This is a genomic window from Blautia sp. KLE_1732_HM_1032 (assembly GCF_025147905.1).
In the GTDB taxonomy this organism is placed as follows: domain Bacteria; phylum Bacillota; class Clostridia; order Lachnospirales; family Lachnospiraceae; genus Blautia_A; species Blautia_A fusiformis.
The window spans coordinates 1,930,838-1,955,784 of sequence record NZ_CP102266.1; the positions used below are offsets into that span (position 1 = coordinate 1,930,838).

At 39.7% G+C, this 24,947-nt stretch carries 26 protein-coding genes and 5 pseudogenes; 1 reads left to right on the top strand and 30 read right to left on the bottom strand.

Going from position 1 to position 24,947, the window contains the following annotated elements; translation table 11 throughout:
• Positions 1 to 125 precede the first annotated feature (125 nt).
• The 17 genes and pseudogenes from NQ489_RS09235 to NQ489_RS09315 all read right to left on the bottom strand — a co-directional run bounded on the left by NQ489_RS09235 (position 126) and on the right by NQ489_RS09315 (position 13,651).
• The gene (locus tag NQ489_RS09235; protein ID WP_021651951.1) at positions 126 to 1,043 is read right to left on the bottom strand and encodes a sensor histidine kinase; all 918 of its coding nucleotides are present in this window, start codon (positions 1,041 to 1,043) and stop codon (positions 126 to 128) included.
• Between the two features lie 5 nt (positions 1,044 to 1,048).
• Positions 1,049 to 1,741 carry a response regulator transcription factor gene (locus tag NQ489_RS09240; protein WP_021651952.1) on the bottom strand — a complete coding sequence of 231 codons (693 nt, stop codon included), beginning with the start codon at positions 1,739 to 1,741 and terminating at the stop codon, positions 1,049 to 1,051.
• Positions 1,742 to 1,760: 19 nt separating this feature from the next.
• Positions 1,761 to 2,027, bottom strand: a pseudogene (locus NQ489_RS09245) (nucleotidyl transferase AbiEii/AbiGii toxin family protein); the annotation flags it as partial.
• Positions 2,028 to 2,621 carry a type IV toxin-antitoxin system AbiEi family antitoxin domain-containing protein gene (locus tag NQ489_RS09250; protein WP_021651954.1) on the bottom strand — a complete coding sequence of 198 codons (594 nt, stop codon included), beginning with the start codon at positions 2,619 to 2,621 and terminating at the stop codon, positions 2,028 to 2,030. It lies immediately after the preceding pseudogene.
• A gap of 359 nt (positions 2,622 to 2,980) precedes the next feature.
• Positions 2,981 to 3,226, bottom strand: a pseudogene (locus tag NQ489_RS09255) (hypothetical protein); the annotation flags it as partial.
• A gap of 3 nt (positions 3,227 to 3,229) precedes the next feature.
• On the bottom strand, positions 3,230 to 4,612 hold the full coding sequence (locus NQ489_RS09260) for a DUF6034 family protein (RefSeq protein WP_044961766.1): 1,383 nt from the start codon (positions 4,610 to 4,612) through the stop codon (positions 3,230 to 3,232).
• A 110-nt stretch (positions 4,613 to 4,722) separates the two neighbouring features.
• Positions 4,723 to 5,982 carry a sensor histidine kinase gene (locus NQ489_RS09265; protein WP_021651957.1) on the bottom strand — a complete coding sequence of 420 codons (1,260 nt, stop codon included), beginning with the start codon at positions 5,980 to 5,982 and terminating at the stop codon, positions 4,723 to 4,725.
• A gap of 2 nt (positions 5,983 to 5,984) precedes the next feature.
• Positions 5,985 to 6,644: a response regulator transcription factor gene (locus tag NQ489_RS09270; RefSeq protein WP_044961767.1), complete on the bottom strand. Its 660-nt coding sequence runs from the start codon at positions 6,642 to 6,644 to the stop codon at positions 5,985 to 5,987.
• Positions 6,645 to 6,814: 170 nt separating this feature from the next.
• Positions 6,815 to 7,609: a CPBP family intramembrane glutamic endopeptidase gene (locus tag NQ489_RS09275; protein ID WP_021651959.1), complete on the bottom strand. Its 795-nt coding sequence runs from the start codon at positions 7,607 to 7,609 to the stop codon at positions 6,815 to 6,817.
• A 69-nt stretch (positions 7,610 to 7,678) separates the two neighbouring features.
• A pseudogene (locus tag NQ489_RS09280) lies at positions 7,679 to 8,394 on the bottom strand (AAA family ATPase).
• 33 nt (positions 8,395 to 8,427) lie between these two features.
• Positions 8,428 to 8,679: a DUF6019 family protein gene (locus tag NQ489_RS09285; RefSeq protein WP_044961769.1), complete on the bottom strand. Its 252-nt coding sequence runs from the start codon at positions 8,677 to 8,679 to the stop codon at positions 8,428 to 8,430.
• 63 nt (positions 8,680 to 8,742) lie between these two features.
• Positions 8,743 to 9,093, bottom strand: coding sequence for a DUF2116 family Zn-ribbon domain-containing protein (locus NQ489_RS09290; RefSeq protein WP_021651963.1), 351 nt, complete (start codon positions 9,091 to 9,093; stop codon positions 8,743 to 8,745).
• Between the two features lie 76 nt (positions 9,094 to 9,169).
• Positions 9,170 to 9,370 carry a hypothetical protein gene (locus NQ489_RS09295; protein ID WP_021651964.1) on the bottom strand — a complete coding sequence of 67 codons (201 nt, stop codon included), beginning with the start codon at positions 9,368 to 9,370 and terminating at the stop codon, positions 9,170 to 9,172.
• 48 nt (positions 9,371 to 9,418) lie between these two features.
• Positions 9,419 to 11,035: an IS66-like element ISRgn2 family transposase gene (locus NQ489_RS09300; protein WP_021650231.1), complete on the bottom strand. Its 1,617-nt coding sequence runs from the start codon at positions 11,033 to 11,035 to the stop codon at positions 9,419 to 9,421.
• Between the two features lie 150 nt (positions 11,036 to 11,185).
• Positions 11,186 to 11,530, bottom strand: coding sequence for an IS66 family insertion sequence element accessory protein TnpB (gene tnpB / locus NQ489_RS09305; RefSeq protein WP_009246070.1), 345 nt, complete (start codon positions 11,528 to 11,530; stop codon positions 11,186 to 11,188).
• Positions 11,524 to 11,937, bottom strand: a complete 414-nt coding sequence (gene tnpA / locus NQ489_RS09310) for an IS66 family insertion sequence element accessory protein TnpA (RefSeq protein ID WP_198013380.1) — start codon at positions 11,935 to 11,937, stop codon at positions 11,524 to 11,526. The genes tnpB and tnpA overlap by 7 nt, the downstream gene beginning before the upstream one ends.
• Before the next feature lie 265 nt (positions 11,938 to 12,202).
• Complete coding sequence (locus NQ489_RS09315) at positions 12,203 to 13,651, bottom strand: L,D-transpeptidase family protein (protein WP_021652238.1); 1,449 nt, start codon at positions 13,649 to 13,651, stop codon at positions 12,203 to 12,205.
• A gap of 531 nt (positions 13,652 to 14,182) precedes the next feature.
• Here NQ489_RS09315 and NQ489_RS09320 point away from each other — a divergent pair.
• Positions 14,183 to 14,596, top strand: a complete 414-nt coding sequence (locus NQ489_RS09320; RefSeq protein WP_044961941.1) for a hypothetical protein — start codon at positions 14,183 to 14,185, stop codon at positions 14,594 to 14,596.
• Positions 14,597 to 14,705: 109 nt separating this feature from the next.
• Here the strand turns inward: NQ489_RS09320 and galT are convergent, their stop codons facing one another.
• The 13 genes and pseudogenes from galT to NQ489_RS09380 form a co-directional block, all read right to left on the bottom strand.
• A complete protein-coding gene (gene galT, locus NQ489_RS09325) occupies positions 14,706 to 16,196 on the bottom strand; it encodes a UDP-glucose--hexose-1-phosphate uridylyltransferase (protein ID WP_021652240.1) in 1,491 nt (496 codons plus the stop codon).
• Positions 16,190 to 16,540 carry a DUF2500 domain-containing protein gene (locus NQ489_RS09330; protein ID WP_044961943.1) on the bottom strand — a complete coding sequence of 117 codons (351 nt, stop codon included), beginning with the start codon at positions 16,538 to 16,540 and terminating at the stop codon, positions 16,190 to 16,192. Before NQ489_RS09330 ends, galT begins: the two co-directional genes overlap by 7 nt.
• 1 nt (position 16,541) lies before the next feature.
• A pseudogene (locus tag NQ489_RS17840) lies at positions 16,542 to 16,721 on the bottom strand (AraC family transcriptional regulator); the annotation flags it as partial.
• A gap of 427 nt (positions 16,722 to 17,148) precedes the next feature.
• Entirely contained in the window at positions 17,149 to 17,205 is a 57-nt protein-coding gene (locus tag NQ489_RS17965) for a hypothetical protein (protein ID WP_442860162.1), read from the bottom strand.
• Positions 17,206 to 17,272: 67 nt separating this feature from the next.
• Positions 17,273 to 17,752 (bottom strand): hypothetical protein, encoded by a 480-nt coding sequence (locus NQ489_RS09340; protein WP_059085791.1) that lies wholly within the window; start codon positions 17,750 to 17,752, stop codon positions 17,273 to 17,275.
• Between the two features lie 280 nt (positions 17,753 to 18,032).
• Complete coding sequence (locus NQ489_RS09345; RefSeq protein ID WP_084449175.1) at positions 18,033 to 18,413, bottom strand: DUF4825 domain-containing protein; 381 nt, start codon at positions 18,411 to 18,413, stop codon at positions 18,033 to 18,035.
• Positions 18,319 to 18,672, bottom strand: a complete 354-nt coding sequence (locus NQ489_RS09350; RefSeq protein ID WP_021652245.1) for a hypothetical protein — start codon at positions 18,670 to 18,672, stop codon at positions 18,319 to 18,321. Before NQ489_RS09350 ends, NQ489_RS09345 begins: the two co-directional genes overlap by 95 nt.
• 841 nt (positions 18,673 to 19,513) lie before the next feature.
• Positions 19,514 to 20,611, bottom strand: coding sequence for an RNA-guided endonuclease TnpB family protein (locus tag NQ489_RS09355; protein ID WP_110925765.1), 1,098 nt, complete (start codon positions 20,609 to 20,611; stop codon positions 19,514 to 19,516).
• A pseudogene (locus NQ489_RS09360) lies at positions 20,574 to 20,708 on the bottom strand (hypothetical protein); the annotation flags it as partial. The gene NQ489_RS09355 and the pseudogene NQ489_RS09360, both read right to left, overlap by 38 nt.
• A gap of 312 nt (positions 20,709 to 21,020) precedes the next feature.
• The gene (locus NQ489_RS09365) at positions 21,021 to 21,395 is read right to left on the bottom strand and encodes a hypothetical protein (RefSeq protein ID WP_021651441.1); all 375 of its coding nucleotides are present in this window, start codon (positions 21,393 to 21,395) and stop codon (positions 21,021 to 21,023) included.
• Between the two features lie 140 nt (positions 21,396 to 21,535).
• Complete coding sequence (locus NQ489_RS09370) at positions 21,536 to 22,513, bottom strand: M28 family metallopeptidase (protein WP_021651442.1); 978 nt, start codon at positions 22,511 to 22,513, stop codon at positions 21,536 to 21,538.
• Positions 22,514 to 22,929: 416 nt separating this feature from the next.
• Positions 22,930 to 23,637, bottom strand: coding sequence for a hypothetical protein (locus NQ489_RS09375; protein ID WP_021651444.1), 708 nt, complete (start codon positions 23,635 to 23,637; stop codon positions 22,930 to 22,932).
• Positions 23,634 to 24,947 (bottom strand): hypothetical protein, encoded by a 1,314-nt coding sequence (locus tag NQ489_RS09380; protein WP_021651445.1) that lies wholly within the window; start codon positions 24,945 to 24,947, stop codon positions 23,634 to 23,636. The genes NQ489_RS09375 and NQ489_RS09380 overlap by 4 nt, the downstream gene beginning before the upstream one ends.

Here is a 24,947-nt window from a genome sequence, read left to right on the forward strand (position 1 = left end):
GAATTGCAATGTAAATCCTATTCCGCTACTTCTCAATCCGTTTGGGGATTGAGAAGGTTCCCATGCCATTTTCTAAAAGACTTCTGAAAATAAGTAAGGCTCCCGCCATAAAGACGGGAACCCGCTTAAATTTCCAAAGGAAAAAGCAAAGTAAATTCCGTTCCTTTTCCCGGTACACTTTCAACTGTTATGCTCCCACCCATCTTTTCTACAAGCTGATGGACAATAGAAAGACCAAGACCGCTGCCTTTGTCAGACCGTCCTTTGTCACACTTATAGAGCCGTTCAAAAATGTGTTTCAAATCTTCCTTCTCAATTCCCACTCCATTATCCGCAAGCAGCAGCTCCATGTTATTTTCCTTCTTTGACAGGGCAATTTCGATTTTGTCTGCATGGCTGTGAGCGATTACATTTTGAATGAGATTATTAACGATCCTCATATAGCTGTCCATATCCAATCTTACCCGGACAGGATGTTCGGGAATATCAATGTCATAATCGACCTGCTTATCTTCAAAAATCGGTATCCAGTCGATTAGGATATTTCTTGTCAGCTCTGCAGCTTCAACGCTCTGGATCTCCAAAGCAAACTCGTTAGAATTTAACTTGAACCAGTCAAAGAGTACATCAATATATTCTTTCAGATCATGGGCTTTCCGGCGGGCGGTTTCAATATAATCATCCCGGTCTTTTCCTGTGACCAGTCCTTTGTGTGCAGCGTCAAGATACCCAATCAGAGTAGTAAGGGGCGTTCGCACATCATGGGAAAGGCTCGTCATAAGCTGGCGGTTGGTTTCTTCCGTCTGCCGTACAGTTGAAAGTCTGCTTTCATAGGCCACAACGATCTCGTTGATTTCATAAGCAAGAGGTGCTGTCAGTTCATTTGTTGCAGATAGAATACGCCGGTTGCCATTTCCGTTTTTCACATCAACCAGCACATCGGCCATTTCTGCTATTTGTTTTTTTACACGCTGAACGAGAACGATGGAAGTCAATACAGCTACAACAGCAATCACAATGGACAAGAATACAATGATTTCCATACTGACTACACCTCCTTATTAAACCGGTAGCCAATCCCTTTAACCGTTTGTATATACTTTGGGCTTGAAGGATTGACTTCTAATTTTTTACGAAGCCGACTGATAATCGCCATAATGTTACTGTCATCATAGAAATATTCTTCGCCCCAAACTTCCTCATAAATCTGTTGTTTTGTCAAAATTTTTCCTTGATGCTTTGCACAGTACAGGAGTAAATCAAATTCCTTTGGGGGCAGTTCAAAAGTGCCGTTTGATGTAGTAACAGAACGATTTTCAAGGTCAATCTGCAGTCCGTTAAAATTTAGCTTTTGTATGGCTCCGGCTTGCTGATTAAAACGGGTGTAGCGGCGTATAAGAGACGCAATACGGGCAATCAGTTCATCCATATCAAACGGTTTTGTAAGATAATCGTCCGCTCCGGCCCGTAAGCCTCGTACTTTAGAAAGGCTGTCATTTTTAGATGTAAACATCAAAATCGGTAAGCTGTACTCCTTGCGAATTTCTTCCAGCGTTTCAAAACCATCCATGCCGGGCATCATCACATCCAGCACTACAAGCTGATATTCCTGCTCTCTTAATTTTTGTAAACCCTCTTTTCCGGTATTACAAAAATCAGCTTCTATGTTTTCTGCTTGTACGCTACGTTTAATCAATTCACACAGTGCTTTGTCATCATCTATAATCAAAATCCTATTCATGATGCAACTCCTTCCTTTGGGATATAATCATTTCTACATCCTCCACACTAACATTAGTGCCTTTTATGGTAGCATCCAGATCCATAGTAGCTCTGGCATCCAGACCAACCATTGCCGCCACCAGCATTCCACCTTTTAATATAAACTGGTTTTTATACTCTGATAAAGAAATTCGTTCTAAAAAACGTTCCATCATATAATTCCGCATCAAAATCTGTGCATCTGCGGATTTTTTTTTTGACATATTACGAATTAAATCCTTTAATTGTCTTGCTGTTGTTATCATCTAAAGTAACACCTCCAAATATGGTCTTAGTATCTTTTCAACATGAAACATAGCTGCGTATTTCATAAGCATCCGTAAGTTTTTATCCTTACGTTTCGCATATTGCTTTAATGCATCTTGGAAGACCTGCATTTCAATATTTTTCCTGCTGCGAAGCAGATCGCAAATCGTTCTCTCCATATCATAAACCGGAACTGAATGTCCAAATGATGTCAGCATAGTTGTGATCCCTATTTCATGTAAATCCTTTTTTACTGTATACACTTGAAAACCGTCTTCCTGCAAACGGCTTGGATTATATCCAGTTCTTACTGTTATGGTGTATTTCAAAGGCTCTCTGTCCGTTAAATCATGAAAAAACGATGCAGTTTCGTGAGAAAATACAGCTTGACCACAACGCAAATGCAAAAGGAACATCGCATCTGTCCACGTATCAGGTGATACATACACACCATGAGAAGCTTGCTCTAATCCTCGTTCCTTCACATAGGCATAAAACACAGACTTACTAATTCCATTATTTAGGACTTGAAATGTCTGAATTGTCCCTCCACATTCACGCAATAACAAATCTAATTTTTCAAATTGAGTCATATATTCTCTCCTTTCATGCTAATATGATAATACACATTAGCATGAAAGTAAATATAAGTAATAGCAGTTAAAATTATAAATGTTCTTACTACTATTGGAACGGTTTTTATTGTTATTTTTTTAAGTTTACTTGCGATTGCAAATATGTAATCATCTTAAGGGAGAAAAGCGGTTAGTCTATACGATTGACTGCTTTTTTCATACCCAGAAAGGAGTGATTGATTTATGCGTATGAAAAAAGGACTTATGATAAATTATCAAATCTAAGTCCTTTTCAATCCATTTGAAATATAGAAAATATCATTTCAAATCATTATCATTTTTTACATATTCCAGAATATCTCCGGGTTGGCAATCTAATGCTTCTGATGCGGACGAAGCTCTATTTCCGGATTCATTCCTGGGAAAGTTAAATGACTGCCATCATATTCACGGGGGCGGATGCTGTTAAATCGTTCATTGTACACTTTTACCAGCCTCTCTCGTCTCTGCCGGTCTTTAAAAATCCAGTCTTTAAATGCTACTTTCATTGCATCCTGCTTCTGTGATGCCAGCATGGTTTCTTTCTTATTAAGGACACGGTTCTCATCACCATTTTCATTCACACTCTATTTTATATCCTTGGATCCCATAGAAGTCGCCCATCCAGCCTGAATCCTTTGTATTACGCTTCCATCCCGTGCATCGATCGTAAGGAGTGGAACGCCTGCATCATCCATCGTCACGTCTCCCATGACCGGTCCATCCTCCCCATTTCCGTACTCATACTCTGGCTCTTTGGATGTCCAGGTTCCATAAAAATCCCACACCGGGATCAGGACTGCTTCGGTATCGCTGCCTTCACTGTCTGGCATGCACATATAACCCAGCTGTACCTTTGTTATGGTTATCTCCGCACTCTGTGCATCAATGGACGGATAACGGTAGTGGCTTCCTCCATCGACAGAGATCAGCCGATTCTTGTCTTCTGTCATGACCTGCAAAGTGATCGTTTTTTCAAAGATATCCTTGACCTCATCAAAAGGAAGTAGGAACAGCCTTTCATCGGAAGCATTCGATACTTCTATGGGATTTCGGTGCAGAAAACTCTGAAGTGTCCCACTGCAAAAGTCCATCGTCAGTACTTCATTTTCCCATCCTTCAGACTGTCCTTCATGAAGTGTTCCATCTTCGTTTTCCCATTCAAGAGCCTGCTCATTAACAGGCAGAGAGGTTTCCCTCACATAATTAACCGGAACCCCGTCTATCATCCGTTCAAAAATGAAATCATCTTTTTCCAAGGTAGTGCTTCCTTCAGTAAGTGCTTTTGAGGAACTTTCAAATATCTCCCAGTTTCCGGACACAAGACCTGAAACCTTCTCCTTTGCTTCCTTTTCAGATACTTTCCCGCTTCCTGCCTTTATATAATTTTGAAAGCGTTCTTCCCTTTCTTTTTTCTCACTCGATTCCAGGGTCATGTCTCCACAATCGTCAAAGATAAACTTCGCTATCCCAAATCCGAGTTCCTCCACATCCGATACCTGCTCACTCTGTGTATAAGAATACCGATAGGTCAGTCCATCTACTGTATATGTCCCCGCCTGTTCGTTCTCATTCTTCTCTTCCTGCATGGGCTGTCCTTTTCCGAATGTGTCTTTTATTTTATTCTGTTCTTCTTCAGGAATCGCCACCCTTTTTACTTTTTTTAAACAGATTGCATCTACATCCGGGACTTTTACCGGTGCATCCGCTGTCAGGGTAAAATTCATCGGGGTTTCTTTATCCTCCCGGTCCGCTGATCTTAGATCTGCTTGGATTGTTGTCTGGTATGTTTCCGGTGCCTGAACCTGTTCGGCAACGATTTTCTGAACTGTCTCCTTTTTCTCTTCTTTTTTCTGTTCTGTCTGATCCTTTTCTTCCACAACAGCAGACTGGACAATACGGTCACATCCGGATAATGTCAAAAGATTCATACACAGAACGGCTCCCATAAACATTTTTATTTTCTTCATCCTTTTTCCATCCTTTCCTTTCGGTATTAAAAAAGGTACCCTCTTCTTATGAGAAAAGAGTACCATATTGCTTTGCCGATGTATTCATCAAGATGTAAACAAATTGTAAATCAAAAGATGGCTCTTACCGTGGTCCCCTCTCTCTGTCTGCTTTCGATTTTCAAGCATCCGCCATGGATTTCAGCCACCTTCACACAGAGTGCCAGCCCAAGTCCGGATCCGCCTTCTTTTCGGCTTCGTGATTTGTCCACCATATAGAATGCATCTGTGATCTTTCCCATTTCTTCCTCCGGGATCCCCATTCCGGTATCCGACACCTCAAAGATCTTTTTTCCAGCTTTCTCATAAGCCTTTACCCAAATGCTTCCACCGGCATCCGTAGCCTTTAGGGCATTGTCGATCAGGTTTATCAGAAGGCTTTCCATCAAGGCCGGATCCATTTTCATGGAAAAGGCTTCACATTCCATCTTGAGGTGCACCGCTTTCTTTTCTGCCTGTTCTTTTTCCATGTCTATGACATGGTTTAAAAGGTCACCTGCCATGGTCATTTCCATCTGTATGGCATGGTTCTGATAAAGCCCCAGCATCTGCAGCATCTTCCCAGAAAGAGCCTCCAGGCGCTTTCCCTCCCGGTTGATATGTTCCAGTGCCCGGTCTTTCTGTTCATCTTTCAGCTTTACATGGCGCAGGGTATCCGAATACCCGATAATGGACGTTAACGGGGTACGCATTTCATGGGAAAGTGCCCCCATGAGCAGCTCCTGTTTCTCTGCCACTTCCTGTAGCTTCTCCATCTGTTCCACGGTTCTTTTCATCATCATATAAATAAAAAGTCCTGCCATCAGAAACACTGCCAGATAGATTCCGGCAAACCAGATAGCGGTCTGCCTCAGCTCTGTGAAGAGTCCTGTGACTTCCCGGACGGAGAGGACTTCGTATCCTTCTGGTTTAGATAAGGCTACTTTTTGAAGAAGAAGGTATTTCTTCCCCAGTTTCTGTATCTTATAGGCATATGGATCTTTTTCATTCTTCAGACCCAGATTTTCAATCCCAACCACTTTATAATCTGTCAGGTTTTCAATAGCGGTACTACTTTTCTTATCGATCAGCGCCATGCCGGACCCACAGCATCGTTGAAATTGAAATCCCATATAGGCCTTCTTTCCAGTCTCGGACATCTGCTCATATTTGCTGTTATCCCAAAATTGTTCCAGGAGTATCTTGCCATTTTCCAGCTGTCTTCCGTAGGTCTCTGCAGCATTATTGAGGCTTCGTTTTCCTGTGATATAAAGACTTAGCGTTCCCACTGGGATCAGGGCACATAATAGCGTTACCAGCATAAGAAGTACCGTTCGTTTCCACAGCTTCATCCTTATTCCTCCAGACGGTATCCAAGTTTCGGGATCGTCCTGATCTCATCATAAAGTTCCAGCTTTTTTCTGAGCTGTCCGATATGGACATCCACCGTCCTGCTTTCTCCCAGGTAGTCTTCTCCCCAGACCCGTTTTAACAGTTCTTCCCTTCCAAGCGCAATATTCTTATTTTGCAGGAGCAGCACAAAGAGGTCATATTCCATTGGCTTTAGGCTTACCGGAAGCCCGTCTTTGTAGACCTGATGGCTTTGCATGTCCACTAGGATGTTCCGGACCGTTAAGACTTTCTTGGCCCGTCCCGTCCTCTCCAGTACCTTCTCAATGCGTACCAGAAGTTCCAGCATCTCAAAAGGTTTTACCATATAATCTTCCGCACCCAGCTTTAATCCCTTCACCTTGGAAGCCACATCATCCTTTGCAGTCAGGTAGAGCACCGGAATATCTTTCTTTTTAAAATCCTCCATAAGTGCAAATCCGTCTTTTCCCGGCAGCATGATATCCACCACTGCCATATCTGCATCCTCATGCCATAAGAGCAGCCGCTGGGCTTCTTCCCCATCATAAGCTGCCACAGTCTCATATCCTGCCGCTTCCAGATTCATGCACAGCAATTCTGAAATTGCACGGTCATCTTCTATCACCAAAATTTTATTTTTCATTCCCGCTGCCACCTCTAACGCTTTTCTATAGTATAGTTTTTTATATCCCAAGTCTACATTGCATTTGTTCTTGCTTTCGCATCATTTATACGTATCAGGGCACGATAATGTGACCAGCTCAATTCAGGGCACAGTGTGTCTCGAATTAGAAAAGTACAATAAAACTGAAATTATAGATTTTTGTCTCTTTTCTTTTTTGCCATTACGAATCCTAACATTAAAATCAAGTTCATAAACAGTACAACTATGCTACCTTCAATTTTACAGCTGCCACCCGACAAAATTGAATTTCCACTAATTACCATGTTGAACAAATGCGGATAATCTTCTGCTAATGATACTCCACCCAAAATAATTGCACCAACTCCATTCCATAAAAAATGGATTACGATCGGAGCAACTAAGGATTCCGTATATTCCAAAACTGCCGTCACGAAAAGACTCATCGTTATAACGTTTAGTACAGGAAGTACTCCTGCCTCAAAAGCCCCACCATGTGCAAATGTAAATAATCCGGTAGATATAAGGATAGCGACAACTATGTTGTAATTATTTTTTATCATCTGATACAAGTAACCACGAACTAACACTTCCTGCATAACGCTATTGATAAAAACTGAAAATAACCATAACCAAAGCATAGAAATATGGTTTCTGCCATCAATATGTATGACCCCTGTTAAAGATAATATCACAACAGATACTCCTAACCAAATAGCTCCTGTGATACACCCAAGTACGATATTATAAACAGGTTTTCCAGTCAGATGTAATCGTATGTTTCTTTTATCTATTAACCAGAAAATAATTGTAAAACCAATAACTGACAATAATGGAATCAATTCTGCCCAAAATCTCCAGACTGCCGCACTTTTTGTATCTGGTATAGGCAAAATTGAAACACATATAGCCCAGCCTACAAAAAAGGCAAACGTTTTTAATGATACCAATACTAATTTCTTCATGTAATATTTTCCTCTACAATCCAGATTTTCTTAATTTCACAAACTTGAATCCGTCGATTCCTTTCTTGTCTAATCTGTTAGCAATTTATCCAACAGCATCTGCCTGTTGTTTATGAACATTTCTGTTACCCGATAGCGCTCTGTTTCTTCATATTCGCATAAATGTATTCGTCCATCATCAAAACAATAGATATCTGCATCAGGTATTCCTAACAAAATTGGCGAATGCGTAACTATAATAAACTGTGCTCCCTCTTTTGCACAACTATATATTTGCATCAACAATGTAAGCTGTCTCTGTGGGGATAATGCAGCTTCCGGTTCGTCAAAAAGATACAAGCCATTTGGACGCTGATTATTCTGTGCCAATGCGAGAAAACTCTCTCCATGTGATTTTTCATGATATTTAGCGGAAGGATGTGTGAGATCCGCATATTCTTCTTCCTTCGTCGCAACATTATAAAAACTTTCAGCCCTAAGAAAATAACCCCACTTTTCCTTCCGATAGCCTTTGGAAATTCTTATCGCATCACACAATTCTGAATGTGTATCATGCGTAGAAAAAACATAATTCTTTGTTCCACCCTTGGATTAAAACCATGTGCTACAGCAAGTGCCTCCAATAAAGTCGATTTACCACTGCCATTTTCTACGACAAAAAAGGTAATTGGTTTATTGAAAACAAGTTTTTCAATCCCTTTAAAAGCCTTAATTCTATTTAAATAACTATCGTTATCAATTCTATTCCAATCGAATATTACTCCTTGTAAGAATTGATCATTCATCTAATCACCTGCCTGTAAAAAACACTTTCTAATCTACCTTTTCTTGCTCTTTGGACAAGAAGCATCATTCGCTCTAAATAGCTCGGTCAACTGGAATTTATCTTCTAACTCAAATCCGAGTTCTTTCAATTCTTTTTCGTTTCTGACATCTTCTTCCGTTTTCTTTCCAGTAATGGCACTGTAGGCTTCTTTGATTCCATTTTTCACTGCCCATTTGATGACGAAATACAGCGCAATCAAAATAATAATTGCGGTTCCCCCGCTTAAGCCTAATTCATTCCACATAATCATTAACTCCTCCGATTTCGTGACTTTCAATTTATTTTCAATTTTGCAGGCTGGGATTTATCATTGAATAAAACACATCCATACTCCAACTGCTATAAGCAATATGCCTGATATTCTTCCTGCGAATTTTGACTTTTGATATCCTAGAAAATTAATTGTTTCAGGAGTTGTAAATGGCAATAAAACAACATCTATACCCATTACTATAATCCCAATTCCTATTATAAAGACATTATTGTTAGAAATAATGCCATAAAACATAACTAAGAATCCCAAAATAATGCCTAATGTAAAATACTTGATTTTATGGCTGTCTTTATCCATCATCTTTTCATAACAATTTTCACATTTACTGTTACAAAATTCAAAATTATCATTGAGTTTTTTGCCACAATATTTGCATTTTTTCACACTCTATTCCCTCCATAATTTCCGTTTTGTTACTAACATGATATCATATTTTTTCCTCAATTACATCCACCTAATTTTAATACACTGCCATTCGTTTTGCTTCTGTAACCAGCATCCTCTTGCTTTTCTCCCGCAAGATTTCCTTTGCATCTTCATCAATCGAATAGTTCTCATTTGTCTCGATTTTTTTCGGTTGCCGGTCAAAATGGTCAAAGACTTCTTTCCATATCTGGACGGAACATACACAGTAAGCGCAAAATATTGCTACGCTGCCCATGAATCACGCTTGCACCAAAATGATAGATGCAAGCGTTTTACTCTATGTTTAGTTTTGACAGTTCGCTTTCGCAGTCTCGCTCCATGGGGCAAGCTGTTCCAGCTGTTCATCTGACATTTTAGCGTCTGGCCGCTGTGATAAGAGGTATGTCAGATATTTGTAGGTATTCAGGTCATTCGCTTTTGCCATCTCAACCATTGTATACACAATAGCGCTAGAGGCAGCTCCCTTCGGACTGGCACTGAACAGCCAGTTTTTCCGGCCAACAGTGAATGGTCTGATTGCATTCTCGCTAAGATTATTGGATAAACTGCAATGACCGTCTTCCAGATAGGTCATCAGGGTGTCTTTCCGATTTTGGGCATAGTTCACCGCTTTCGCCAAACGGGTTCCCTTATTTGGACGCTGTTGATCCAGCCAATTCCAGAATGCCTCCAGTATCGGCTTCTCCTTTTCAAGACGGAACTGTTTTCTCTGCTCCGCAGTATGATTTTTTGCTTTTGAGTACCGCTCACAATCAAACAGCTTGGAGCAGAACTGTACTCCCTGCACTGCCGGAAGGCTGTAATCATACTCTTTCCCTTTCGGTATGGCATCTGTGAAGTAACGTCTCACATGTGCCCAGCAAGAGCAGCGTTTGATATCCGGCAGATTGTTATAACCCTGGTATCCATCAGTCTCCAGATATCCGCTGAACCCCTGCAAGAAAGATGCTGCATGGAACTTTGCCCTTGTCTCTGTGTAATGATAGAGCAGGATCGGCGGAAGCCCATCTTCTCCACTGCGGAAGAGCCACATCCAGGAACCTGTTTCAGGATTGCGCTCCGGCTCATTCAGTACCTGAACCCGGGTTTCATCTGCCATCAGATATTTACGCATCCGTAACTGACGGTGAAAATAATCATAAACATGACAGAGGTAATTCTCGGCACAGTAAATGATCCAGTTAGCAAGCGTAGCCCGGCTTAATGGGACACCCAGCTGCTTCCATTCCGATTCCTGCCGGTTTAATGGCAGGCCATTCTGGTACTTCTGGTGCATTGCCCATCCTACAACGGATTCCGATGCATAACTTTCTGGGATCAATGGTTCCTGGACAGGCGCTTTGACAAATGTCTGATCATCCGGGTGTTCCTCTGATATGGCACATTCCGGGCATTTATAGGTTTCACGATAGATATTTACTACTTTCCCTTTGGCAGGGGTAAACCGGAATTCATGGCGGACGAATTCTTTCCCAATACATTCCATCTGTGTTCCGCAGGTTGGACAGTTCCGCTCCTCCTCCGGAAGAGAAATGATCTCGTCGCAGGAAGGAACATTTTTAAAGAGATCTGCATGTGTCCGTCGTGCTTTTCGCTTATGTTCCGGAACAGTGATGTCATCAGGAAGTTCCTGTTTCCATGTCGGATCTGCTTCCTGCTCGGCTTCATCAAAAAGATTCAGCTGACCATCGATATCTTTCCGTTTTTCACTGGAAGTACCAAAAAGCTTCTTCGTGAGATATTCAATCTGCTGACGAAGGTTTTCTTTTTCCAGACGGTCTGCTTCCAATGTTTTTTGTAAAGACTGGATCAGTTCTGTCTGTGTGGAAATCGTCTTATTCAGTTGGTTGATCAGGTCCTTGTACGCGAGGATTTTTGAATCTTTTGAATTACCGGCCATATGTTTTCTGCTCCTTTTTCACTGCTCTTATTATACCATAAAAAGCAATGAAAAAGAAGCAGAAAACCCAGTATTTACAAGGGATTTCAGACATGATATAGGGTGAGAACCCCCTCCCTTTCTGTTGGTTGGCATAGATGTTTTACGCGATCATTCCGTAGGTTTGAATGCCTTTGGCTGTTCGATTTCAAGCCCGGACATGAGCCAGTCGAATTGCTGCCAGGTCAGTTGCTTTACTTCCAGCTGATTTCTGGGCCAGCGGAACCTGCCCTGGACTTCCATGCGTTTATACAGCAGCACAAATCCGTCAGACTCCCAGAGCAAAGCTTTGATCCTGTCACAACGTTTTCCACAGAAAAGATACAGGGCACTTCGCCTTGGATCCATATGGAGTTGATCCTCTACAATAGCACACAGCCCGTCAATGGATTTCCGCATATCCGTTCTGCCTGTTACGATATAGATTTCATCGGCGGCTGTGATATCCCCTAACATTCCAACTCCTTCACAATGCGGAGCGTTTGAGCCAGAAGCTGAGGATCTGTTCCATTTGGTATTGTTAGATGGAAGCTTCCTACAGACAGCTTCATTGGCTCTGCTACGGAAAGGTTATTTCTTTCCGTAGCTACCGGAATCACATTGAATGGCTGTTCATATGGGAGCGGGTCAGTATCATGAAAATCCATTCTGACAACTTCCTGGCTTTCCGGTGCACGATAGCTGCGTCCGGTTGACGCTGGCAAATCCACACAACCTTTCTGACGCAGCCTTTTTACCCAGTTGTAAAAAGTCCCCGGTTTGATGTCGTGTTCCACACACCATTGATGATCGGTCAATCCACTTTGACGGCATTCCATGATGAGACGGTATTGTTCTTCGGCAGGTATTCTTTTGCTTCTCATGAGCACACCTCCATAAATCGGATAGAGTAAAATGCTCGCATCTATCATTTCTGGCAAGAGAAGATAAAGTGAAATGCTTGCATTTTCTAATGATTATTATGGAATGATTTTTAGGGCAACACAATCCGTCGAATTATTTTGCGCTTACCATACACACTTTTCTTCCATGAAATTATTGCTGATAATTATAAAAAAACAGAAGACCAATTAAGATCTTCCATTTTATAAACAAACCTCTATATAAAACTATATATCCTGCCCATTTTTAATAAAAACAGACAATCGGCACACTTTCGTCTATCCTATTATAAAGTTCTGCCGCTTTGTCCGCCGGAAGATTAATGCATCCATGGGATCCACCACCTTCTCGGAAACGATTTCCTCCAAAGTATGGTTGCCATGAAGCATCATGAAATCCAATCCCCCCATTAAAAGGCATCCAGTAAGTTACTGGTCTTTCATATTCATATTTCCCATTTTCCAACATCTTTCCTTTCAGCACAGATGGACTTTTCTTGTAATACAGTTGAAAAATCCCCGGTGGCGTCTGCCGTTCTGCATACTGCATATCTCCTGACACAATATCCGATTCCAAAATGATAGAACCATCCTGATAGTAATATAAATGCTGTGCAGACAGGTCCACTTCAATATACGTGCTGCCTATATCATTCATACCCCGTGCATTTGCCCGCATGGCGTATACCGGTTCCCGGTTTATCTGTACTCCTGCAATCATTTCCTGCATAATGGTTTCTATTTCCTTTTCCTGATCGATCTTCCATCCATAAACGGAACTATACACCTGAACAGTACGTCCGCTTGTTGTACAAAATTCCCTCTCTGTATTTACGGTATCATGTGTGGCAGCCAGCTTTGCCACATATTCTGCCACGTACTGTCTCAGTTCATCCTCATTTTTTTGCAGCCGTCCTCTCTCATCAAAAATGAGCCAGTTTCTGATCTCGTCCCCCTCCAATGTTACCGTTTCTTCTCCAAATATATATACGATTTTGGTCCGGATCAGATTTTGGCATTCTTCCAATGAATTTTTAAGATCTGGATCATCTTTCATTACTGCCGCTTTTACATAAACAGCCGGACAGCTATTCAGGTCAATCGTTCTTTTTTTGTCAGTAATCGCTTCTGACAGTGCCTGATAAGCTCCATTGAAATCCAGGGTATTCCCTTCTGTTTCCGGTACGATTTCAAACTTCGAATCTTTATAAGCTACATAAGCATCTTCTGGTGCTGTCTGATTCTCTTTTTTTACACATTCCAGTTTTTCCATCTGTTCTTTTAACTTCACTTTATCATAGGTCATGTTTTCCTTGGCTGTATAATTTTGCTTTTTCCAAAATCCCCGAACCCATTTATATGGTTTTTGTTCATCCAGATATTGGGAAATACTGCCATCCGAAACATAACGATATCCGATCAATTTTCCATTGATACTCTGTGATTTCAGATTTCTTGCCTTTACTTCCAGCAGATAATCCTCTGCTTTTTTAGCAACCGCCTGTTCTGCCTCTTCCGATGTTTTTCCAGAACAGTTAATTCCATTGATCGTTGTTCCCCGAAAAAATCTGTCTGAATAGTAATAAGACATTCCTGCATAGCCAGCCATAGCAAAGAACACTATGATGACAGTGATCATTATCCACATTTTTTGCTTTCCATTATCCTTACCGGTTATCTCTTTTCTTTTTCCCATCCATGCCCCCTGTTTTTAACGATAAACAGCATTCAGACAAACTTTTTAAATCGTCTGATTTTAATATCTCCGATTTAATAAAAAATAACCAAGGCTGCTGGAAAAAACATTTTCTTTTACAAACAGTAAGCTGATTTCTACAAAACATTTTTCCCCTGCTCTTTTACGGATAGGAACACCGCATCATCATTTATCTCACATTTAGCACTTTTGGGGTACTTTCAGACACTTTCCTTTTTCTCTGTGAACAGAACCCTGAAAACAGGAAAAAAAGGGCTGCCATGACCGGTCAGGGATTTTTCATCCTTGACTGATTCACGACAGCACCTAATCAGATCTCACTTATTTTCTTCTATACAAAATCGCTTCTCTGTTTTCTCCTTCTGTCCGGCCGGATTATACACGTGTTTGTTTTACACTAATCAGATGCAGATACAAGCAAATCGGTTCTCATAATAATAAATTTTTTCTTTCTATCGAATTTTCCTGGTTCATTTGATAAAATGTCCTTATCTAACAGGAGGTGATTTTTTGAAAAGAGTATTTGATAGTCCTTTTTTGAATAAAGCTGCACTGGTGCTGATCTGGCTTCTATTAATGGGCGGGACATTCTTTTATGCCAATAAAAACTATTTTCTTTACCATGAAAATCCAAATTTAATCAAAGCAGACGGATATTATCTTTATAATTTTGGTAGTCCGCGTCATTATTACTGGGCACTGCCTGTTAAATTCACCCATGAAGGCAAAGTATATCATTCTCAGCTTCCTTTAGATATACGAGATGAAAGTTCATCCTGTACTGTAGATCTTCGCATTTACATACCGGCAGATTCTTCTGGCAGTGCATTTGCATTCCGAAACAATATCACCATTCCTGCACTATGGAGGATCTTTATTTTTGTTCCACTGCTACTTCTTCTTACATCTAAAAGAAAAGCCTAGGAAGGTTTCACACCTTATAAAAAATATTCTATTTTCATCATCTTCCTTAAAAAAAAATGGGAGGTTTCACTTACCTCCCATTTCCCAAAGAATCCTTTTATTTCAATTTTTATAATGTTTCAAGAAAACGCATGAATGCTTCTCTTCCCTCGGTCGTACATTTGTATACTCCTGCATCTTCCAGAACATGGGTAAATACGATTCCAATCTCTTTCTGAAGAATGCCATGGATGTTTTCTTTTGTGATTTCCGGATATTTCGGAAGGAACTTCTTAACCCACTTTGCATGTTTCTCAATCTGCTCATTTGAAGAAATATCTTTGCCTTCAAGAATATACTCTTCCAAAAGTTCCATCTCACCTTTTAATCTGGCCGGAAGAACTGCAAGGCCCATAACTTCGATCAGGCCGATATTCTCTTTCTTAATATGATGATATTCTGCATGCGGATGATACACACCCAGCGGATGTTCTTCTGTTGTAATGTTGTTTCTTAATGTCAGATCCAATTCGTAGATATCCCCTACTTTACGTGCAATTGGTGTAATTGTATTATGAGGCTCTCCATTGGTTTCAGCATAAATAAATGCTGCTTCATCCGTATAACCTCTCCATACTTCCAGCACATGTGTTGCCAGATCTACCAAACGGTTAGAGTCTTTATGACGAATACGAAGTACAGATAACGGCCATTTTACAATTCCAGCCTCTACATCTTCAAATCCCGGAAGTACCACGTGCTGCTCAATTGGTGCTTTTGCCATTGCAAATGTATAATGTCCACCCTGGAAATGATCATGGCTTAAGATCGAGCCGCCTACGATCGGCAGATCTGCATTAGATCCAAGGAAATAATGCGGAAACAGTTTTACAAAATCAAACAGTTTAATGAATGCATTTCTCTCGATTTTCATTGGAGTATGCTGGCCGTTAAACACAATGCAATGCTCATTGTAATACACATACGGAGAATACTGGAATCCCCAAGGAGTATCATTGATTGTGATCGGAATAATCCTGTGGTTCTGCCTTGCCGGATGATTAACACGTCCTGCATATCCTTCATTTTCCGGGCAAAGAAGACATTTCGGATAGCTTCCGGATTTTACATTCCTTGCCGCGGCAATTGCTTTTGGATCTTTTTCCGGTTTGGACAAATTGATGGTAATGTCAATCTCACCGTATGGACTGTCTACCTTCCACTTTTGATCCTTCTCTACGCGATATCTGCGGATATAATTGCTGTCCTGACTCAGTTTATAAAAATAATCGGTTGCTTCCTTTGGGCTTTCTTTATATTTATCCCAGAATTCTTTTTGCACCTGGCCCGGACGCGGCATCAGACAGTTCATTAATCTGGTATCAAATAGATCCCGGTATACAATACTGTCTTCGATCAGTCCTCTTTTTACAGCTTCGTCCAGCAATTCGCCCAATGTTGTTTCAAGATTAACAGGTTCCTCAATGCTGTCCGGTTTCTCATAGTCATCCTCATGAAAAACGTCCAGCAGAAGATTTGTTGTGTAATTTCTTTCACATTCTGGTGTCAGACCTGTTGTAATCCCATACTGTACCAGTTTTGCAATGCTTTCACTTAACATTTTTCTTCCTCCTGTGCTTCACTTTTAAATTTATATTTTTGGTAACATATATACCGATTTCCCTGATAAGTCAGCATACCTCGATCGCCTTTTTCCAATTCACGAAAATCTCCCTGTTGCATTTGAAATTCCATCAAACTTCCATCTGTCATCTCAAATACAACGCGAAACCAAGGTACATGTGATTCAGACTGCATATGGGTATAGATTCCTTGCTTCTTTTCAACTACAGTCGCATCAACAGATTCAACTGCCGCACTGCTGTTATTGCCAAAACTTAACAACATTTTGGTAAATACAAACATCATGATTATGAGTGCTGCTACACAGATTATAAATGCCATCCTATTTCTCCATTCCAGATATTTCATCCTGGGTCTGACTTATATGTTGTTCACGATAAAAATTCCGGTATTCCCTTGACGTTACTTTATATCTTTCACGAGATACCCGGTTAAATGTCCTTTGGCTCTCAACTCCTGCATCCAGGCAAATGTCTGTGATGCTCTTACCAGTACATTCCAATTAATCTCCTGCAAGTTTTGTCTACTTTTTCTTCCCATTTGGCAAGTAATAGACGTCTTCTGATATTATAATGTGCTTGTAAGATAAAGAAAGGAGGAAAACGAAATGAAAAGATTTAAAGCATACGTCAACTACCTCATGAACTTCTATGCCAACTACTTCAGAATTTACCGCTATATGTAAAGGACATTCCTGCCATCACAGGAATGTCCTTTACGGAAACCCAGTTTCAATGGTTTCCCTTATTATACTCTAATTTAGTTGCATTTGTACATGAACAGGATTCTCGAAAACATAGACAAAATTGAACAGAATTATGAAAATACTCTTACCACGTTTTTTGATTTTTAAACCACTTATTAGCAGACGGATCCGCCAATGCTGAAAACGGATAGGCAGTTTTCCTTTCAGCTTTCAATTTGTCCAATTAATAATCTCTGAATTTCCATACATCTGATGGATTTGCATTTTTCATCCTCAGCATTCTTTGAAGCTGCTCTTCTGTAAACCACAAATCGTGCAGTATTTTTCCGAAATATAGAGGCTAGATATCAGACCGCTTCATTGCAATTATAAACTGTTGATTTACCAAGATTATTTACATATACGGTAATCAAGTCGCCTTTCTTAAGATCCGGCTTTTCCCATACCAAACGGCTTTTATGATAATACACTTTATCATGATATGTAAAACTATATAGAATCCTGTATGGAATCTGTCTTCTATATCTTGTGTATTTTTGCAAATATACTTTTTCTACCAAGCCCTTCACTTTTGTACCATTTTCGATTAATTGTAAATGTAATTTATCAAGCTTTGCAGTATAAATTCCAAGAGCAGCACTTATTATACACAAAAGCACCCCCGTTATAGAAAACACAGTTCCCAACATATCTGGATTCTGAATACCTGAGTTTACTGCTGGTTTTAATATCCCAAGAAAACTTAAGATACCGGAAACAAGAAAGAATGTTCCTATCCAAAAGAAGATAACTCTCAATAAATCTTCTGTATAGTTAAGTTTTTTCATATTTATTCCCCGTCTTTCTGCGAAAGACACCAATGCGTCATGAAACATATGCATTGCCTTTCGCTATCTAATACATTTTCCCTCTGGTATTATTCTTTATAAGGCTGATGAATATTTTTGTGCGGCAAAGCCGCCCGTCCCGGAATGGTTTATTTGTTATACTCTATTTTCTCAGGTAACCTCTACTTCTTTGTTTCAAACTTGTCCCGCCACATATATGATGCGCTTTTCTATTCTTCTTATTATATAATAGCAGACAAATTATTAATCACCGAATGATCTACCGTTCATACGATGCAATGATTTCCTTACTATCCGCTATTTTATAATCAAGTGTTTCCAAATTACCAATCAAATCAAATGTCATATCCGCATTAACTTGCAATTCATCTTCAATCTTAACTGCAGACGGCTCAACTTTTAGAAATACTGTTAATCCATAAGGCTTCGTTTCAGACTGTATCTGTATGCTATCATAAGAATATCCTTCCGGATACTCTTGCCCACTTACAATATTTATAACATTCGAAGAATCTCCTACATAATCTGTCTTGTACTGTGACAGGTCAGGAATCTCGTACAGTTCTTCTTTTCTGCCACATGCAGAAAGCAATATTGCTGATACCGTAAATAAAATAATTAGAATTACTTTTTTCATCATGAACCAGCTCCTTATTTTTCAAAGCATCTGTAAAATCGTTTTCTATCATTTGATTATAAAGTCTCTTCTGCGCCAGTTCATCTGTATAATACGCATAGTCATGATTATAATCTTCCATAACTGTTTCTGCCGCCATAGATGCATAATCACATATGGTAGCTATTGAAAGATTCTTATCTATATTTTTGTAAATACCATATTTAATCTTTATTCCTTTAATCGGAGCATTCTCTCCAAACTCATTAATAACATTGTCCATTCTCCGATGATCCAGCTCACAATCATCACTTAATAAGCAGAGAAAAGATGCTTTTTCTTTTCTCACCGGTGCTGCTCGAGTTCATAATGCCTAACTCATCTAATCTTATATCTGAATCCTCACTTGCAAACGCAAACACTATTTTTTCGAATGTATCTGCATTTCCAATTCTTGCACATTTCATACGATAACGCAAAGTATCATTACCATTTTTTATCCTGTAATGTATTGTGAACTGTGAGACCAGTTGCAGTTGTTTGCATATATTATTAAAATCCGTAGCAACCAGCATTTTATTTCTGTCTTCTTCAAATACATTGGTCTCTATATACTTTTGTATTACGGTTTCATATGTTTTTTTTCTCGTTCATTAATTCATCTAACTCTGTGTTTTCATTTAGATGTCTATAAATCTGAATGTACTGATCTTGACGATTTACGCAATATATACTACTAAACTCATTCCCCAAAATGTTAATAATATCCGTAATCAGCATTTTTCCCCTTACTCTTCATTTACATATCATTTTATTGTAATCCCTTGATCTTTTTCAAAGATACTTTCGCTGTTGTTCCAAAGTTTCCATGTCTCTCTTTCTTTAAAATACAACGAAAAGTGAACTCTTATGTACTTGAAGAATCTGAAATACGATTCCTCCCTGTAAATATCAATCTGTTCCACAAAGCAAGTGACATGCTCCCACCACTTAAATCTTACGATTTTGAAGTGGGGGCTTCCTGCTCGATTACCCTTTAGGGCAAAGCTAAAACAGGCTATCCCCGCGTGTCCCGCGGTTTTGTTTTTTATGTTTATCCGGTTACGGATTTTTTTCTTGTGCCGTCAGGCACATTCTTTATAGATTCTTTTTCCTTCTTCACGGATGTTGACTGCTGCATTCACATCCCGGTCTATCCTATTTCCACATTCACAAACATACATTCTGTCCGACAATGCCAGTTCCTTTTTCTTATGTCCGCATACACTGCAGATCTTACTGGATGCAAAATAACGGTCTACTTTTATAAGATGTTTTCCATATTCTTCCAGCTTGTATCCCAACATGAACAGAAACTGCCCGTACCCGTTATCCTGCACACCTTTCCCAAGGTGCAGCCCTCCGGACATTCCCTTCAGATTCAGATTTTCCACACATACTGCATCATATCTTTCCGCAAGCTCCCTGCTGAGCTTATGCTGGAAATCTTTTCTCTGGTTCTTTATCTTTTCATGACATAAAGCTACCCTTTTTTTCTGTTTTTGATAGTTCCGGCTTTCTTTTTCACAGTGGGAGAGCTTTCTCTGTTCTCTTGCAAGTTTTTTCTCTGCTTTTCTGTAAAACATAGGGTACCCGGCTCTTTCTCCTGTAGAAAATACACACATTCCCTGCATGGCAAAATCGATCCCAAGAAATCTCTCTGCCGGTCTTTTTTCCACTGTTTGGTTCTCACAGCAGAACAAAAGGCTGGCAAAATATTTCCCGGATGGCTCACGGCTCACAGTTACAGACTTCAGTTTCCAGTCTGATGGAATCTGACGGTGAAGTTTTATCCTTATGACGGACATCTTTGGAAGCTTCAGATGGGTATCCTGCAAAAGGATATTTCCGTTTAGTGCATTGGTCGTATATGAATTTCTTGCATGCTTCTTTGATTTATAACGTGGAAATCCGCAGGCTGGTTCCCGAAAAAACTTCCGGAACGCACTTTCCAGATGCAGCTGCGCATTCGCCAGGGCAAGGGAATCCACCTCCTTCAGCCATGGATATTCCTTTTTATATCCGGCCGGTGTGTTCCGGAGCATCTTTTTTTCTTTCTGGTAATAGCTGATCTTATCTGCAAGCATCTGGTTATAGATAAAGCGGCTGCAGCCGATTGTTTGCTCTATCTGAACTCTCTGCTCTTTATTTGGATAGATCCTTATTTTTACGGCGCGGTTCATTCTTCTCACCCTGGCTTTCTATATACTGCCGTATCGTTTCAATCGTTGCTCCGCCTGCACTGAGCAGACAGAATATCTGACCCCAGAATGCATCTTTCATGGTCTAACTCCATTATATTTATCATCTTTTTTCTTATATCGACGGATATGTATTTATGAACTAATTGTTCTTTTTCAGTATACTACATCAGGGAAGGGAGAACGAGTGTTTCTTTTATACTATAGAGATTTTTTTTGAGCAGATATGCTCAGATGTGCAATTCATCTCACCACCTGAAGAGGTGGGAGAATTCTTGCTACATTTGTTAAAATTTATTCTTCTCAGTGGTCTTAATATATAGTTTATCAAAATATAGAAGAAATGGATATATATTTTCTTTTAATATTTTTCTAAAAAAGCTTTATTTTATCACTCTCCAGTCACCGGACGCATCATGGAAAGCAGCTCCTTCCGGTAATGATCGGCCTTTTCCTGATTGCCCTGTTCTTTCCGTACCATCTTTGTGATTCCCGGATACTGTCCCGGGAAGCTTTCCAGCATGATACCATCTCCATAGATCAGGTAAACATCTCCGTCTGTCATATCTTCCTCTGTCAGCTTCTTTCCATTCTCATCCGTAAGCTTATCCGGTATCGTTCCGGAGAAAATCGTGTCCGTGTCCAGATCCGCAAAATACCAGCTGTTATCATCTGGATGAAAATACACTGCTGTCATCGGCTTTTCCCCGCATCCCGCCAGACAGAACATAACAAGTACCGCCAGCATCACGATCCATTTTTTCATTATTCCACCTCCTAGTCTCTGTCAGTATTTGATTATTTCGACTTCACACCGTGATAGCACCATGAAAAACATTAATATTACTGACTTCTACAATGTTTTTTATCTGGCACTACTATTAGTGGGAGATTTTTGATATAAATTTAATTGATCGTTGGAAGTACTTCCATAACCTGATCAATCACTTCCACAATTCTCTGTATATCCATATTTTCTTTTACATCAGAACTATCATTCACGTTCAAACCATCTTGCCAGTCCTGGACAATCGATACTGCCGGGATATTCACTAATGCAAACGGATAATGGTCACTGTTGGTTGCCATTGTCAGGAAAAATCTGTCACTGGGTGTAAATAGTTCTGACATACTGTTTTTATTTAATTCTGCCAGTTTTTTCAATCCCTCATCATCATATTCCGCATTGTCTGGTCTTTTGTTTCCTTCGATCATCGCCATATAACCCAGATCACTTTTTTCTGCAATAGTATCAATATTTATTACTCCGATGATCTGTTTCCGCTCGTCCTCCGTCAGCTTACCAACATACCATCTTGAACCCAGCATATATTTCTCTTCGCCCGAGAACAGGATGAATTTTATATTATACGGCATCTCTGTATCTTTTAAAATCCTTGCCAGTTCAAGCACTGCTGCCACTCCGGAACCGTTATCATTGGCGCCCACCGAATCTTCTGCACTGTCATAATGGGCACTTATGATCAGATTTTTTGTAGTATCAATAGATGAGTTTTTTGTCACAATGATATTTTCACCAATGCCGTCAACAATTGCATTCTCGGCTGTTGATGCCAGAAACACATCCGCCTGCGAGGAATGCCTTATTGCATTCTCATTGTTTTCATCGTTATATTCGAATTTCTGGTATTCTATATTGTCATATCCCAGATTGCCAAAATATTCACTAATATATTCTTTTACATTCTGTATTGCATCAGAATTTATTGGACGCGGTTCAGAAGTGATTTCATCGATGATCTGTTCAATATTCTGTTCCAAAGGCTCTATTATTGTACCGGTCTGGGTAACACTCTCCGCCATTGTCTGAATTGGTGCTATTAATGATATAACCATAATTAAGGCAATTGTAATTTTTTTCATTTGTGAGCTCCCTCATTTTACCAAGTATTAATCAGTATTTTTATCCAATAACTTTCCATGCAGAACCATAGGCTACAACGAAAGCTTTTTTCCATACCATAAGCATTATCATGTGATATACTTCTGCCAATTAAATCTCAGATTTTGAAAAAGGAACAGACATTGATAAATTTACTTAGTTCCATTCTGGGCTATGCACGGAACATTACAACCACATGATCAAAAAGCAGTAAATCTGATATTCAAATGTACATTGTGATCCTTTTTTTAACAAAATAAGCTTTTTTATCATTTATGTTATCAACTGATACTATTATACCATGAACTGCAGCACCAACCAAGTGTTTTTTTTTGCTTTTACAATTCATTGCACATCTGCAGAGGAAGGAGAATTCTTGCTATATATTAATATTATGTTAAATTCCTGAAAGTATTTTCTTTGCGTTCTCCAGGTTATTTTTTCCATTTATTTTTAGATATACTTTACTGATTTCAGAAGGCTCTCCTATTTCTCTGCAGAGATCCTGTGCCTGGGAAATGGGTATGTAGATTTCGTTGCCTTCTGTTACTACAGCGGCTTTACAGGGCATATATGAGGTTTGCAGTTCTCTTGCGGAATTGCCGGATAAAGTGGTAAGATCATCCGTGGCTTTGGAAGTTTCCTTCTCTTTTTCATCCAGGGAATAAAAAATATTCAGGTTTTCACCCATCTCTAAAAATTTTTCCTGTTGTTTTTTTGAAATGGCATGATTATTATAGTCTTTCATATCCCGTAGGGAACCATTTCCCAGCAATAACAACGGCATCTTCCCCAGTTCATTCTGAGTTGGATTTTTTCCAAACGCATTCATATCAATTCCTGAAAAAGTCGTTGTTTCCGTATAATCTTCAATTTTGATGACAACCGGGACTTCTATGACTGGCCAGATTTCTTTTATACCTTTTATCTTCTTCGCTTTCTGCAAAAAATCTTCATCATAAGCCAGATCTCCAAGTGGGAGCAGCACAGTAAATTGCCGTTTTTCTTCTTTCATGCCTGCCAGCAGCATTCCTAATAATGTAAGTATCAATGTCAGCAGAAGTATGACAAATAAGGTAAAGCTGTCTATTTTTTTTCTTTTCAATGAGAAGCCGCCTTTCTCGCTTCTTCAAGAAGGATATTTTTCTTATGAAGCTTTCTGACCAGAATCAGGATTATGGAAATAAGCAGTACTGCAACAACTGCAGCTATGGAATACCACCAGTTATTGGTTTTCTCCTGGTCATCTTCAACCTTTAAAGACTTTATCTGGGTTTCTTTGATTTCAGAATCAAATTTTATTTCTTCCTCATATGATTTGCCATCTGCATCCTCATACGTAAGAATTAATTGACCTGCACATTTTCCTGTTTTTCCTTTTACATATATGCGAAGACTTCCTTGGGATAAATCTCCGGCCTCTATGGTCCCTAAGAATGCAGTATCGTTTGAGCTTAATTCATCAGCCTTTAAGCTGACACTTGCATTGTATATTTTGTCTCTTCCGAGATTCATTGCTTTTACCGGGATCTCTACTGTATCCATAGTGTATAAAACAGATGGAATATCTGAAGCTTCCAGCTTAACACGAACCGGTTGGATGATCTGAAAAGACAGTAATTCTGTACCGGTAGTTGCCGTTGCTTTCGAATCTTCATAATCCAGAGAAAAAGTAATGACAGCCTGGCCAGGATCACAGTTTTCTGTTATAGTAATCATCTGTTCCAAAGTAATTGCTTCACCAGGAGCCAGGACTTGTACATAAAAAGAGTTTTTCTCAAATTCGATTCCTTTGTTCTCTGTAGAAAGGGAAATTTTTAAACCAAATACATTTTGACTGCAGCTTTTATTTCGAAATGTCAGCGACATTTCTGTTGTAGAACCAGCCTCCAATCGTCCACCTGAAAGATTGCTGTCTTCTAATAATACCTGCGGTTTATGTAATATTTTTTCACTTGATGAGTCTGATGTTGAATTGCCTCCTCCCCCACCGCCCGAATACCCTCCGTTGTCTATAACCGGATCTGTTATCTGCGGGGCGTCACCGTCTTCCGGATTATCACTGTCTATTACAACATGAAAAGGATTCGATTTAGAACCATCACCAAAGTCATCTCCTGATGTAAAAATATCCGGATCCGGATTTTCTTTATCGGTATCAGCTTTATCAGGAGTCTTTTCATCCTCTGCCGGTGGTTCGGTACTCGGAGGTTCGGTACTCGTAGATTCATCCTCTTTTTCATCAAGGGTTAACGAGTTATCATTCTCATAAGATACGGACGGATCTGAGTCCGTAAATCCTTCTTCAGCAGATGTAACTTCCGTGTTTTGAGGCTCTGTGGCAAAAACGGTAGCTGGAAGAAATATTATTGTCGTACACAATACTAATGCCGTTTTTACAAATAAATTTTTCAT

What these genes read in the sequence shown, in the direction of transcription:
- NQ489_RS09235 (WP_021651951.1), bottom strand. Translation starts at nt 1,043, where the DNA reads ATGGAAATCATTGTATTCTTGTCCATTGTGATTGCTGTTGTAGCTGTA.
- NQ489_RS09240 (WP_021651952.1), bottom strand. Translation starts at nt 1,741, where the DNA reads ATGAATAGGATTTTGATTATAGATGATGACAAAGCACTGTGTGAATTG.
- NQ489_RS09250 (WP_021651954.1), bottom strand. Translation starts at nt 2,621, where the DNA reads ATGACTCAATTTGAAAAATTAGATTTGTTATTGCGTGAATGTGGAGGG.
- NQ489_RS09260 (WP_044961766.1), bottom strand. Translation starts at nt 4,612, where the DNA reads ATGAAGAAAATAAAAATGTTTATGGGAGCCGTTCTGTGTATGAATCTT.
- NQ489_RS09265 (WP_021651957.1), bottom strand. Translation starts at nt 5,982, where the DNA reads ATGAAGCTGTGGAAACGAACGGTACTTCTTATGCTGGTAACGCTATTA.
- NQ489_RS09270 (WP_044961767.1), bottom strand. Translation starts at nt 6,644, where the DNA reads ATGAAAAATAAAATTTTGGTGATAGAAGATGACCGTGCAATTTCAGAA.
- NQ489_RS09275 (WP_021651959.1), bottom strand. Translation starts at nt 7,609, where the DNA reads ATGAAGAAATTAGTATTGGTATCATTAAAAACGTTTGCCTTTTTTGTA.
- NQ489_RS09285 (WP_044961769.1), bottom strand. Translation starts at nt 8,679, where the DNA reads ATGTGGAATGAATTAGGCTTAAGCGGGGGAACCGCAATTATTATTTTG.
- NQ489_RS09295 (WP_021651964.1), bottom strand. Translation starts at nt 9,370, where the DNA reads ATGGGCAGCGTAGCAATATTTTGCGCTTACTGTGTATGTTCCGTCCAG.
- NQ489_RS09300 (WP_021650231.1), bottom strand. Translation starts at nt 11,035, where the DNA reads ATGGCCGGTAATTCAAAAGATTCAAAAATCCTCGCGTACAAGGACCTG.
- tnpB (WP_009246070.1), bottom strand. Translation starts at nt 11,530, where the DNA reads ATGTTAGGGGATATCACAGCCGCCGATGAAATCTATATCGTAACAGGC.
- tnpA (WP_198013380.1), bottom strand. Translation starts at nt 11,937, where the DNA reads ATGAGAAGCAAAAGAATACCTGCCGAAGAACAATACCGTCTCATCATG.
- NQ489_RS09315 (WP_021652238.1), bottom strand. Translation starts at nt 13,651, where the DNA reads ATGGGAAAAAGAAAAGAGATAACCGGTAAGGATAATGGAAAGCAAAAA.
- galT (WP_021652240.1), bottom strand. Translation starts at nt 16,196, where the DNA reads ATGTTAAGTGAAAGCATTGCAAAACTGGTACAGTATGGGATTACAACA.
- NQ489_RS09330 (WP_044961943.1), bottom strand. Translation starts at nt 16,540, where the DNA reads ATGGCATTTATAATCTGTGTAGCAGCACTCATAATCATGATGTTTGTA.
- NQ489_RS09340 (WP_059085791.1), bottom strand. Translation starts at nt 17,752, where the DNA reads ATGAAAAAACTTAACTATACAGAAGATTTATTGAGAGTTATCTTCTTT.
- NQ489_RS09345 (WP_084449175.1), bottom strand. Translation starts at nt 18,413, where the DNA reads ATGATGAAAAAAGTAATTCTAATTATTTTATTTACGGTATCAGCAATA.
- NQ489_RS09350 (WP_021652245.1), bottom strand. Translation starts at nt 18,672, where the DNA reads ATGGACAATGTTATTAATGAGTTTGGAGAGAATGCTCCGATTAAAGGA.
- NQ489_RS09355 (WP_110925765.1), bottom strand. Translation starts at nt 20,611, where the DNA reads ATGAACCGCGCCGTAAAAATAAGGATCTATCCAAATAAAGAGCAGAGA.
- NQ489_RS09365 (WP_021651441.1), bottom strand. Translation starts at nt 21,395, where the DNA reads ATGAAAAAATGGATCGTGATGCTGGCGGTACTTGTTATGTTCTGTCTG.
- NQ489_RS09370 (WP_021651442.1), bottom strand. Translation starts at nt 22,513, where the DNA reads ATGAAAAAAATTACAATTGCCTTAATTATGGTTATATCATTAATAGCA.
- NQ489_RS09380 (WP_021651445.1), bottom strand. Translation starts at nt 24,947, where the DNA reads ATGAAAAATTTATTTGTAAAAACGGCATTAGTATTGTGTACGACAATA.